This is a genomic window from Paraglaciecola mesophila (genome assembly GCF_009906955.1).
GTDB classification, from domain to species: Bacteria; Pseudomonadota; Gammaproteobacteria; order Enterobacterales; family Alteromonadaceae; genus Paraglaciecola; species Paraglaciecola mesophila_A.
The window spans coordinates 2,860,615-2,873,230 of sequence record NZ_CP047656.1; the positions used below are offsets into that span (position 1 = coordinate 2,860,615).

The 12,616-nt window shown below is 44.9% G+C and carries 11 protein-coding genes; 8 read left to right on the forward strand and 3 right to left on the reverse strand.

From position 1 onward, the window contains the following. Positions 1-8 precede the first annotated feature (8 nt). From FX988_RS12325 to FX988_RS12350, 6 genes are all read left to right on the forward strand, one after another. Complete coding sequence (locus tag FX988_RS12325) at positions 9-731, forward strand: spondin domain-containing protein (protein ID WP_160180179.1); 723 nt, start codon at positions 9-11, stop codon at positions 729-731. 104 nt (positions 732-835) lie between these two features. Beyond that, positions 836-1,555 carry a response regulator transcription factor gene (locus FX988_RS12330; protein WP_160180181.1) on the forward strand — a complete coding sequence of 240 codons (720 nt, stop codon included), beginning with the start codon at positions 836-838 and terminating at the stop codon, positions 1,553-1,555. Continuing rightward, positions 1,555-3,054 carry a sensor histidine kinase gene (locus tag FX988_RS12335; protein WP_160180183.1) on the forward strand — a complete coding sequence of 500 codons (1,500 nt, stop codon included), beginning with the start codon at positions 1,555-1,557 and terminating at the stop codon, positions 3,052-3,054. Before FX988_RS12330 ends, FX988_RS12335 begins: the two co-directional genes overlap by 1 nt. A 56-nt stretch (positions 3,055-3,110) precedes the next feature. Next, entirely contained in the window at positions 3,111-3,296 is a 186-nt protein-coding gene (locus FX988_RS12340; RefSeq protein WP_160180184.1) for a DUF2065 domain-containing protein, read from the forward strand. A gap of 81 nt (positions 3,297-3,377) precedes the next feature. Then, complete coding sequence (locus tag FX988_RS12345; RefSeq protein ID WP_160180186.1) at positions 3,378-4,676, forward strand: adenylosuccinate synthase; 1,299 nt, start codon at positions 3,378-3,380, stop codon at positions 4,674-4,676. A gap of 90 nt (positions 4,677-4,766) precedes the next feature. Beyond that, positions 4,767-5,186 carry a VOC family protein gene (locus FX988_RS12350; RefSeq protein WP_160180187.1) on the forward strand — a complete coding sequence of 140 codons (420 nt, stop codon included), beginning with the start codon at positions 4,767-4,769 and terminating at the stop codon, positions 5,184-5,186. On the opposite strand, the gene FX988_RS12355 is transcribed toward FX988_RS12350, so the two are convergent. After that, on the reverse strand, positions 5,168-5,869 hold the full coding sequence (locus FX988_RS12355) for a YitT family protein (protein WP_160180189.1): 702 nt from the start codon (positions 5,867-5,869) through the stop codon (positions 5,168-5,170). The two genes, FX988_RS12350 and FX988_RS12355, sit on opposite strands and share 19 nt — an antisense overlap. Positions 5,870-6,224: 355 nt before the next feature. On the opposite strand from FX988_RS12355, the gene FX988_RS12360 reads away from it, so the two are divergent. Both FX988_RS12360 and FX988_RS12365 read left to right on the forward strand, forming a co-directional pair. Then, the gene (locus tag FX988_RS12360; protein ID WP_160180191.1) at positions 6,225-7,421 is read left to right on the forward strand and encodes a pyridoxal-phosphate-dependent aminotransferase family protein; all 1,197 of its coding nucleotides are present in this window, start codon (positions 6,225-6,227) and stop codon (positions 7,419-7,421) included. Positions 7,422-7,633: 212 nt separating this feature from the next. Beyond that, a complete protein-coding gene (locus tag FX988_RS12365; RefSeq protein WP_160180193.1) occupies positions 7,634-8,656 on the forward strand; it encodes a patatin-like phospholipase family protein in 1,023 nt (340 codons plus the stop codon). A 3-nt stretch (positions 8,657-8,659) separates the two neighbouring features. On the opposite strand, the gene FX988_RS12370 is transcribed toward FX988_RS12365, so the two are convergent. Then, positions 8,660-9,538, reverse strand: a complete 879-nt coding sequence (locus tag FX988_RS12370) for an ADP-polyphosphate phosphotransferase (protein WP_160180195.1) — start codon at positions 9,536-9,538, stop codon at positions 8,660-8,662. Between the two features lie 232 nt (positions 9,539-9,770). Continuing rightward, on the reverse strand, positions 9,771-12,533 hold the full coding sequence (locus FX988_RS12375) for a TonB-dependent siderophore receptor (RefSeq protein ID WP_160180196.1): 2,763 nt from the start codon (positions 12,531-12,533) through the stop codon (positions 9,771-9,773). Positions 12,534-12,616: the final 83 nt, after the last annotated feature.

Here is a 12,616-nt window from a genome sequence, read left to right on the forward strand (position 1 = left end):
AGACTGTTATGCCAAATTTAATCAAACATTATAAAAAAGTGCTTTTACTGGCATTGCCTCTAGCGTTAAGCGCCTGTGATGACGATGATACCAGAGAAGTGATCGTTGAAGTTGAAGTACCTGCACCAGAGCCTACGCCCGTGGACGTAAGTTACGAGGTGACCGTTGTTAACTTAACCAACGGACAACCTGTATCCCCACCCGCCATCGTCTTACATACTGACGGGAATCTGTGGGCGGTTGGCCAAGTACCTTCTGTTGAGCTAGAGCGGATTGCGGAAGAAGGCAGCTCAGAATCGTTTCTAACCTTAGGTTTGGCCAGTGCAGGTGGTGACGGCCCCATTACACCTGGCGATCAGCAAACCATCAGTGTCACCATTGAAGACATTACCGATGCTAAGTTGACTATCGCGGCAATGTTGGGCAATACCAATGATGCTTTTACTGGGATCAATGCGTGGGATTTATCTCAATTAGCCGTTGGAGACAGCTGGACAACAACGCGCCCTGCCTATGATGCAGGTACAGAGAAAAACACCGAAAGCGCAGCGACAGTGCCCGGGCCTGCTGCAAGCGGCGAAGGGTTCAACCCTACCCGCGACGATAGTGGTTTTATCTCGATGCACCCGGGAGTTGTGAGCTCTGATGATGGCCTGAGCACGTCGGCCTTAACCGTTGAACATAAGTTCGACAACCCTGTTATTCGAATTCAGATCACCCGTACCGAATAATAAAAAGCACAAAACAAAAGTACACATAAGCAAAAAGCGCTTTTCTTGTGAAAGATTAGCGCTTTTTTATCGCTCTATATGTTTTTACATTTGTGGTATTTACTATGACTGACAGAATTCTCATCGTCGAAGACGACCTTGATATCGCCAACCTAATGCGAGTCAACTTACTTGAACTTGGAGTTGAAATAGACCATCAAACAGACGGTCAACTCGCGCTCACGCAAGCTCTCGAAAATGACTATTCAGTTATCTTATTGGACGTCATGTTACCGAATATGAATGGCCTAGATATTTGTCGCCAAATTCGTGACAAGCGCCCTATGCAAATCATTATTATGCTGACGTCAAAAAACTCTGAAACCGACCGTGTTCTGGGGCTAGAGCTAGGCGCAGATGATTATATGACCAAGCCTTTTAGCGTTCGCGAATTGCAAGCAAGGGTGCGCTCCCAATTACGCAAGGTGCATGTATTACAACAATCCCATGTGCCATCCCCTCAAGAAAACGACGCTTTGTGCATTGGTAGTTTGCGAATAGAGCAAAAAAATCATCAGGTATTTTTAGCCGAACAAGAGCTGATATTAACGGCTACAGAGTTTGAACTGCTACATCACCTTGCGAGCCATCCTGGCCAAGTATTCAGCCGCAGCCAGCTATTGGAATCCGTGTGGGGTTATCATCACAGCGGCTACGAGCATACAGTCAACTCGCATATTAACCGTCTACGAGCCAAGCTCGAAAAAGACGCCACGTCTCCCAAAATTGTGCAAACAGTTTGGGGAGTGGGCTACAAATTTAATCCTCAAGGGGTATCCGACTAATGAAAATCTGCTTCTATCAACGCTTAGCCATTTCGCTGGTTGCGGTCTTTATGCTGGTGATGATCGCTTGTTTTTATTCCACTAATGAGCTGCAAAAGCTAACGCAACAAGAAGCAGAACAAAAATTACATCTCGGTTTGGCTGAACACCTAGTGCAAGATAACCCACTATTAAAAGAAGGAGTTTACGACTATAAGGCACTGGGAAACCTATTCCATACCTTAATGATTTTAGGCCCGAACTTTGAATTTTATTACCTTGACCCCCGAGGGGAAATCCTCACCTACTCTGCAGAACCGGGCAAAGTCAAAGCGAAGAAAGTCGATATCGCACCGATTAAGCACTTGATAAGTGACAGCAAAAGCTTCCCAATCGAAGGAGACGACCCAAGACAACTTGGCCGCCACAAAATATTTTCCGCTGCACCTGTCTACAATGACAACAAGCTACAAGGTTACCTATACGTCATTATTGGAGGTGAGCGCTACGACTCCATACTGGCCAATTTGAAAAATAGCCAAAGCATGCGTGAAATAGCGCTGTTTATGTTGGTCGGTTTAACACTATTGTTAATTGCCTTACTCGTGATATTTAAGTACTTCACTACCCCCCTTAGACGCCTTAGCGACGACATGGAAAAGGTCCGAGAGGCAGACTTTCATCGGGACCAAGTTCCTCGAGATTTAGCCGTTTGGAATAAAAACAGTCACAATGAAATTGACCGTCTTGGCTGTGCCTTTACTGATATGCTGAGTCACATTGACGATCAGTTTGAGAAGCTGAGTAAAATCGATACCCAGCGCAGAGTGTTACTAGCGGATTTATCACATGATTTGCGCACGCCTCTAGCCAGTTTACAGGGCTACATTGAAACGCTGGCGCTAAACGAAGATACTTTGCCGGCGAAAGACCGCAAACACTTTGTTGATGTTTCTCTGAAGAACGCCAAAAACCTCAAGCATCTTATCGATCAAATATTCGAACTGGCCTACTTAGAAGGCGGGCAAGTTACCTTGCATCAAGAGCCTTTCCCCTTAGGTGAATTACTTCACGATGTAGCAGCAAAGTTTGCGTTAGATGCTCAAAATAAAGGCATTGAAATTCGGGTTATTCCGAACCATTTTGAATATCACGTATTCGCCGACATCGGTAAGCTAGAACGGGTACTAACCAACCTTATCGCAAACGCCATTCGCCATACGCCAGCAAATGGCCAGGTCGACTTAGCCGTAGCAATTCACAATGACAAGCTAAGGGTAGATATTCGCGATACAGGTATTGGCATCAGTGATAAGGAAATCGCCTTTATTTTCGATGCCCGCTATCAAGCAAGTAACACAGAAAAAGACACATGTAGTCATGCAGGTTTAGGGTTGGCCATATGTCAGAAGTTGATGGTGCTGCTCAATTCTGACCTAAAAGTAGAAAGTAAATTAGGTAAAGGCACCTGTTTTAGTTTTGAGCTAACCTTGGTTAATGGCGGTCCTTTAGCTCACTAGGGCATGGGATCAATTTGCTATATCATATAGCGCTCGATTCATTTTAGAGCGCTTTTATGCTGCATACTTTACTCACTGCCTTCGCATTAGTATTAATTATTGAAGGCATCGGCCCCATGTTATTTCCAAACAAATGGCGGAATTACCTACAACAAATGGTAGAACAGCCGGTAAATCAACTACGTAGCATTGGCGGCACACTTGTCACTATAGGCTTAGTCAGCCTGTTTTTCCTGATATAAAAATTAAGCACATTTTTGTATTCAGATGCTGGCGGAAATTTGATAGGATCCCCGCCTAATTTTCTGACACTTCTCTAATCCATGGCTAAAAATGTAGTGGTACTCGGAACCCAATGGGGTGACGAGGGTAAAGGTAAGGTTGTAGATCTTTTAACTGATAAAGCAACTTACGTTGTTCGTTATCAAGGTGGACACAACGCAGGGCACACACTGGTAATCGACGGTGAAAAAACCGTCTTGCACCTCATCCCTTCAGGTATTTTACGTGAAAACGTCACCTGCGTTATTGGCAACGGTGTTGTTCTTAGCCCTGAAGCATTGCTTAAAGAAAGCGCAATGCTAGAAGAGCGTGGCGTACCGGTGAAAGAGCGCTTACGCATCAGTGAGGCTTGTCCACTTATTCTTCCATTTCATGTTGAACTTGATTTAGCACGGGAAAAAGCCCGTGGCGATAAGCCTATCGGTACAACAGGTCGCGGTATTGGGCCGGCGTACGAAGACAAAGTCTCTCGTCGTGGTTTACGCGTTGGTGATTTGTTCAACCCTGAAGATTTCGCAGTCAAACTTAAAGAGGTACTTGAGTATCATAACTTTATGCTGACCAACTACTATAAGGTTGAGCCAGTAAGTTATGAGAAAACGCTAGCAGACGCATTAGCAGTAGCTGACACCTTAAAAGCGATGGTTGTTGATGTAACTGACGTGTTAGATCGTGCCCGTAAGCGTGGTGACGAAATCATGTTTGAAGGCGCTCAAGGTACCTTGCTTGATATCGACCACGGCACATACCCGTATGTTACCTCAAGCAACACCACTGTAGGCGGCGTAGCAACAGGCGCAGGCTTTGGTCCGCTACACTTAGACTACGTTTTGGGTATTGTTAAAGCGTACACCACACGTGTTGGCTCTGGCCCCTTCCCTACTGAACTAGGTTGTGATGTAGGCCAGCACTTAGGTATTAAGGGCCATGAGTTTGGTGCAACCACGGGACGTAAGCGTCGTACTGGTTGGTTTGATGCTGTAGCCATGAAACGCGCTGTGCAAATTAACTCTATTACTGGTTTCTGCTTAACCAAACTAGACGTACTTGATGGCTTAGAAACCTTAAGCATATGTACTGGTTACAAACATGCAGATGGCACAGTAAAAGATGTCCCCCCGATGGCTGCTGACGATTATGAACTCATCACCCCTGTGTATGAAGAAATGCCAGGTTGGAGTGAAAACTCTTTCGGTGTCACCGAGTATGATAAATTACCTCAAGCAGCTAAAAACTATATCAAACGCCTAGAAGAGTTAACGGGCGTGCCAATTGATATTATCTCGACAGGCCCTGACCGTAACGAAACCATCGTTTTACGTCACCCATTTGAGGTGTAATAGCCAATTGCTGTAATCTGGAAGCCGCTTCATTAAGCGGCTTTTTTTATGTCCGTTCTTTTTACCCATGTTCAACCTAAAGGAAACACCATGACCATCATGCCTTTTCATCTCGCTATTCCGGTAACCGATTTAGTCGCAAGCAAAACATTTTATGGCGAGCTATTAGGTTGCGAGCAAGGTCGCTCTTCAGAAAACTGGATAGATTGGAATTTCTTTGGTCACCAACTAGTCACACATTTGGTTGCGGCAATGCCCAGCCATCCCGCCCCCAATAAGGTCGATAATAAAGCCGTACCTGTGCCGCATTTCGGTGTGGTACTGGCAATGTGCGATTGGCAAGATTTAGCGGCTCGGTTGCAAGCCGCCAACGTCAGTTTCGTAATAGAGCCTTATGTACGCTTTAAAGGGGAACCAGGAGAGCAGGCCACACTTTTTTTACTCGACCCATGTGGCAATGCTCTGGAATTTAAGGCATTTAACGATATTGGTCAGCTGTTCGCCGGTTGATTAGAAACCTTAGCAGTTTGGATTTGTTGGATAGTTTTTGCTTCTTGAGCCGTTTCTGAGGTTAGCTCTGCCATGGTTTCAGCATAGTTACTATGATAACGCCCTGGTTTATGATTTACCGCCAAAATAACGTTGGTGGTAACCATCCCAGCCAATGAAATAGCCAACAAAATAGGGTTCATAACAAATAACGCCCCGACCACAATCAGGCTATCTACCACTAGTTGAAACGTGCCAGCACGAATACCTCGGCTACCTTGCAAGTAAAACGCAAGGATCCCTAAGCCGCCTAAACTCGATTTATGTCTGAATAAAATTAGCATACCCATACCAATGAGCATGCCACCTACGACTGCGCCAAAAACGGGTTGAATATCGCTAAGCGAAATAAACAAATGCATATTTTCCACCAGCACAGACACCAATGAAATTGTCACAAACGTGTTGAGGGTAAAACGCCAACCCAGCTGTTTAAGGGCGATATAATAAAAGGGCAAGTTAACAAGAAAAAACAGTAAACCAAATTTAATAGGTACAAACTGACTCAGCAGTAACGCGATACCCGCAGTACCACCAATCAATAAGCCTAATGTTTTGAAGATGGCTAAGCCTAAACCAACAAACACAGTGCCACTTAATATGGCCAATACATCTTCGTAAAATCGATGAGTTGAGGAATGCATACCTTTATTTCTCCTAGAACCTTCCAGCACTTATGCGGGTTGCAACCGCGTCACTGGATATATTTTGAGCAAGTCTATGCTTTCGAGGGGCGGCATTGTACAGTAATAAAGCGCCCTTACCAGCCTTATTCTTTTTTCGGTTAACAGCATGTAAACAACTGATATTAAATGTAAAAATAAATTTTAACTTTCATTTTTTAGGGCAAAATTTCCGCTCATTTTTTGGCATGTTGTTGCTGGTTAAGACGAACAGCAGAATAAATATATTTGTTTCAATTTTGCACTATGCGTACCCGCTGCTTGGCGATATGCTAGTTACCCTTTTTTAAAGCTGTCTAATGACTCAGGAGACCCAGTGTCGATTTGTGTGCCACAAGGAATTATTTCGCTAGATAACATTTTGCCCGACGAACCTTTATTAATGATGGGGGCTGGGCCGGTACCTATTCCGGCCAAAGTAGCGGCAGCGAACGGCATAGTGATCAACCACCTTGGCGACACCATGGCGCAGATTATCGAACAAGTAAAAGTCATGTCGCGATATGTATTTCAAACCGAAAAAGGCTTGATTTTAGGTGTTGCAGGTCCAGGCTCTGCCGCCATGGAAATGGCAGTAGCAAACCTAGTGCGCCCAGGTGACAATGTATTGAGTATTTGCAATGGCTTCTTCAGTAGTCGCCTGGCGGAAATGGCTGAACGTTTACAAGCCAATGTCACTAAGGTGGTGATTGACGAGCGCCAAGCTGCCAGTGCAGAAGCAGTAGAACAACACATTATACGTACTCAGCCCAACGTACTGACCATAGTACAAGGGGAAACCTCAAATACAGTGCACAATGCCGAACTCGAGCAGATTTGCCGTGTTGCGAAAAAGCATAACTGTATGGTGATAGTGGATGCCGTATGCACCCTAAGTACGATGGAATTAGCCATGGACGACTGGGGTATTGATGCTGTGATCACGGGTGGCCAGAAAGGCTTGTCGTGTATCCCTGGAGTATCTTTGGTGGGTTTTTCAGAAAAAGCGTGGAATTTCATTGAGTCTCGCACAGACCAATTGCGCCACTGGTGCCTTGACGCCAAGTTAGGTCATCAATTTTGGTATAAAAAATCTTATCACTATACCGCCCCAGTCTCTGGTATTTTAGCTATTCACGAAGCTTTGCGCTTAGTATGCACAGAAACCCTACCTGTTCGTTTTGCCCGTCATGAACGCTGCTCAAAAGCGTTGCAAGCAGCGATAGAAGGTATGGGGTTAGATTTGTACGTTGAGCAGCTAGCGCGACTAAACTCTGTCGTCGGTATTCGCTTACCCCAAGATATTATTGGTAAAGAGGTGTTACGCACCATGTCGAACCGCTACCGAGTGGAAATATCCGGCTCATTTGGACCCAATATCATACGCATTGGGCAAATGGGTGAGCAGTGCCGTACTCATAACCTATTTCGTACCATCCATGCTTTAGGTTCAGCCTTTATTGATTTAGGGTACAAGCTAGACTTACCTACCGGTATGGCAGCCCTTGAGAGTACGTTAGACAATATGCGCTAACCCCCGATTCTTGTTTATTGATGCAAAGCAATGGCCTATTGCTTTGCACCTGCGCCTTTAAAGATCCTCTTCCAGTTACCCATGTTATAAGAACTCTTCTATGCTTAAATAGCCAAAGGGATAGCTTATTCTTGCTGTCATTTTGCTGCATTTCCCTTGTGTTATAACGGATTAACTCACTTTGCTTTTAAGCAAAAATACAGGAGAAGAGCATGTCTAAACTCATACTTTCATTGGATGGAGGCGGTATTCGCGGTGCGGCGACAACGCAATTTTTAACCCATGTTGAAAAATCCCTGCAACAAAAACATAAAAAGTCGCTCAGAGACTGCGTCGACTTTTACGCAGGAACCAGTACCGGCAGTCTTATCGCATTAGCACTGGCCACCACCGACATGGACATTCAAGACATTAATAAATTATACAGTGTCACCAATGCGAAAAAGATTTTCGCCGAAAATCGGGGCTTTTTAGAATTAGATGGTGTTAACGCCCCTAAGTATAAAGCGGATGGTAAAACGGAAATTTTAAAAAAATCACTCGGCCAAGCAAAGATAAAAGACGTGCCTGAAGGCAAACATATTTTGGCCGTCACCTATGGTGTCGAAAAACACCGCCCGTATGTGATTAAATCGACCCGTAGTGAGTTTCAAAACTTGCTCTCATACCAAGTGGCTGATGCCTCAAGCGCCGCTCCCACTTATTTCCCCACCCGAGACATGGCCCTACCTCCAGACAATGAACAAGCCTGGTTAATTGATGGCGGCGTGGTAGCGAACAACCCGGCCATGTGCGCCATTGCCGAAGCCTGTCGCCTATGGCCTGATGCCGTCCGGCGCGTGCTATCGATTGGCACTGGCACACAAACTCGGAAAATCAATGGGCCAGACTCTCGTCACTGGGGAGCACTCCAATGGATGCTAAAAGGCTGCATTATCGATGTATTGTCAGATGAAAAAGTCGTAGGTTATCAAGCTATTACTATAACGCCACCAGGTCATTACATACGAGTTAATGCAGAAATGCGCGAGCAACCGGGGTTCGAAAAAGCCCCAGATGATGCAATGGACGACATCAGCCAAACCAATATTAAACGCCTTAAGGGCATGGGTGATTTCTGGTTCTCACAATATGGCGAAGCTGTTGTTGAGTTACTGAACAATAGCTACGAGGGACCTTCGCTTGACCGAATTGACCCAACAAGCGGCAAGCCAATTGTGTATAAGCCAGATTGAAACTTATTTCGACTGATCAACCAAAAGCGTGCGCAAACGCTGCAATTCTAGTTTGCGCTGCTCATCAACTTCCGGATAGTGCATATCCAACGATTCGAATGTTTCCACTATGGTTTTAGCGATGATCAAGCGCGCATTCCGCTTGTCATCCGCGGGGATCACATACCAAGGAGCCTCATTGCTGGTAGTCGAACCAATACAATCTTCGTAGGCGTGCATATACTGCGGCCAAAACTCACGCTCTTGTATATCGGCATCGCTGAATTTCCAGTTTTTATCTGGGTCATCAATACGTGCTAAAAAGCGCTTGCGCTGCTCTTCTTTAGATAAGTGTAAAAAGAATTTAATCACTCGAGTGCCATTTCGATGCAAGTGCTGCTCTAAATCATTGATCGAGCGGAAACGTTCGCGCCATATATGCTCTTTGTGCATGGCTTCATCAGGGATGTGTTGGCTGTGCAAAATTTCAGGATGTACACGGGCAATTAGCACTTCTTCATAGTATGAGCGGTTAAAAATCCCGATACGTCCTCGCTCCGGTAATGCTAGATTCGAACGCCACAAAAAATCGTGCTCTAGCTCATTTTGACTGGGGTGTTTGAAGCTATGTACTTGGCACCCTTGAGGGTTAATACCCGACATTACATGTCGAATTGAGCTGTCTTTGCCAGCCGCGTCCATGGCTTGAAAAATTATCAGAACAGAGTGTTCGTTCGACGCATATAACTTGCGCTGCAAATCACTCATTTTATCGATTTGCTTCTTTAGCTTCTTTTTATAATGCTTTTTAGACGTGTATAAAGGCGTGATATCCGTAGGCCGTTGATGCAGGTCACACGCCTCACCCTGTTTCGCCCGAAAGTCTGCTGGATTAATTTTCATATTTCCTCCATCACTTACCGTTTACGCAAGACTCTGCTGTTATAGCCTACGTGTCAAATAGCAATATCACAGTGGTTATTGTGCAAATAGGGGTAGACTCAAGATAAACGGGCAACAATCAAAACAACCAGACACTTGGCGCAAAAATAATAAGTCTGCCAAACGAAAAAGCGGTAGCCCGAGCTACCGCTTTAAATATTACACTTTGGACGTCTAATTCAGCGTTAAAATCTTAAAAGTTTATCGTTAAAGATGCCTTTATCGTACGCCCTAGTAGAGGCCTTGCAACACCTTTGTAGTCTCCATTTGAGAACTGCAATCCTTGGGTAACTGAGCTGCCTTCAGTGAATGAGTCGGCATCATTCAAGTTGCTAACATGTAATTGAAAATCCATGTTGTCGCTAACTGAGTAAATAGCACCTGCATTTATCTGAGTATATTCAGGATAAATGGTCACGTTTGTGTCGCCATCAGCTGCAAAACGTTCACTGTAGTACATAAATTGACCGTACACGGTTAACGGTAAATCAGCAAAAGCATAGGACGGACGTAGGTTCACTAACCACTCAGATTGGCGACGCGGACGTCTATCTTGCGAAGTTGAAATGTCATAGCTGCGAGTATCATTCACATTGTCACCGTCCGTATCTGTTTCGATGATGCCATTTCGCACTGCTGAATCTTGTCCTTGCTCCGGATCCTGCCAAACAACGCTGCCTTGCAATTTGAACCCTTCAAACCAACTCGGACTATAACTACCCTCTAGCTCGATACCGAAGTTTTCTAGACTGGTTCTAAAGCTATCTCGTACTTTTGCACAGTTTACTGGTGCTGGTACAGAGGCACAAGACACGCCATTAGCACCAGTATCCGTCAAGTCATCTAACGCAGGCCCCAAGTTTTCTTTAGCCGCAAAGTCAATGTAGAACGCGCTCGCACTCAATTCATATCGTTTGTCAGCAAAGCGTATTCCACCTTCGTATTGCTTAATGTCTTCGACTAGATCACCACGTGCAATCTCCCCTGTTGAAGGATTCGTCGCGGGACCGCCGAAGATATAGTCTTCGAACCCTGGCAGACGAAACGAGTCTGCATAACTTAAATAGGTTGTAATTGTATCAGTGAGGCGATAGTTAGCGCCTATTGTCCAACCAAAGTCATCATAACTTTCGGATGCAAAGCGTGGCGTGCCATCTGGAACATTAACGAAATTATCCGCCAGCGTATCTTCAGTTGAACCGACAATAACGTCACTCGGCGTAAAATCATTTGCTTGGTTACCGGGGTCGAAAGAATTTGTTGTGACGCGATCCACATCTAGCTCTTGGTAGCGACCACCAATATCAATTTGCAGTCTATCGTCCATCAAGCTGATATGATCCAAAACATATAGCGCATTTGTGCGCATTGTCGCATCCGCACCTAAACCAAAAAGAGCAGGTTGATCAACCCCTCCTTCAGTAATTGATGGCCCTACTTGTTGGTCATTTTCGTCTACTGCATACAAGTCTACCAACCTTGAAGATTCACTAATATTACTCCAGGCACTGGCGAATACAGACTGCACATCATACGTATAATGACTGGTATATAGCCCGAATGTAAGCTCATGTGATTGCTCACTAAATTCAAAATAACGACTCATACGAACGTCTGCTACGTTACTCGTTGCATCGACGAGCCCATATACAGGTATATTGTGAGCTAAAATACTATCTGCACGCTCTGCCCCTGATAAATCAACACCAGCTACCGTATCAGAATAGAAAGCCTTGACTCCGACGGCTTGTGAGTATGCGTCACCGATTAAACCGTCAAAGCTTTGTATACGTGAAAATTGCTCAGCTTCTAGTTGTGCTCTTTCTGTAGGTGGATCATTAAATAATGAATAGAATCCATTGGAACCACTAGTGCTACGCACGGCAGCATCTAAACGCCACTGGTTTGCAAAGTCTTTCGAAACTTCAAGAGTAAAAATATTAAACTTGGGTTCAATACCATCACTGATATCGAGGATAAGTTGACTACCATCTGGGTTATATAATTCGTAGTAACTTGTTTGATGCGACAATACGGTGCCATCGCCAAAATCAACCCCGAGATTGTTTACATCAGACGGAGAAACTTCGAATGGGTTATCAGCAGTACCAGGCTCGCGATTATTGGTCACTGAATAAGGAATATTCTGATAAAAGTTTGTTTTATCATTAATCACATGAGCTTGTACTTTCACTTCCGTTGAACCGTCATCACTCACATACAGTAAATTACCACGTAATTGTCCACCGTTATTCCCTGTGTATCCAGGGTCGCGAATACCGTCAGCAACGCGGTAGAAGCCCCCTAGTGCATAGGTCAAATTATCGTTGATTGGTCCGGCAACAAAAAAGTCGTTTCTGACATGACCCCAGTCGCCTACCTCTAACTTATATGCTCCCTTAAAATCTTGCGTACCCGTGCGAGTAACATAGTTTACTGCCGCGCCAAGCGCATTAGAGTAAAGCACACCACCTGGTCCACCTTTCACCGCCTCAACAGCCGTTGTCATCAAATCTGGCTTAATGAACACATCGTTATTCATGAACGGGGCTTCAGGCTCCTCATACATAGGCAGGCCATCAATTAAATTTGGCACGTAACGATAACCACCAGCCTGAGGCAAGCCGCGAACCAACACATTATTATGGGATTCACCAGCCGTCCCCCCCTCAGGGAAAAATCCAGGAATATTACCTAGTAAGTCTGCAGCACCATGGGGAGCTAATACTTTCATATCCTCCTCTGTAATGGTGTTAATAGAAAAAGTGGCTTCCATCTTGTGGGTGTTTCGCGTTACCCCAGTGACGATAATACGCTCAACGTTTTTCTCCTCTGCAGCCGACTGCTCAACCTCCTCGGCGCTAGCGGCCTGGGCTTCGACTTCTTGGGCTAATGCGTTTTGACTGCTGAATAAAACAGCGGTAACGGATAGTGCTATAGCGTGCTTCTTAAACATAGTGTGTGTCCTCACGTTCTTAGTTACTTAATGTCTATCGTTAGACAATAAGATCGAAATTTAACCAAGTCAACATTTTGTTA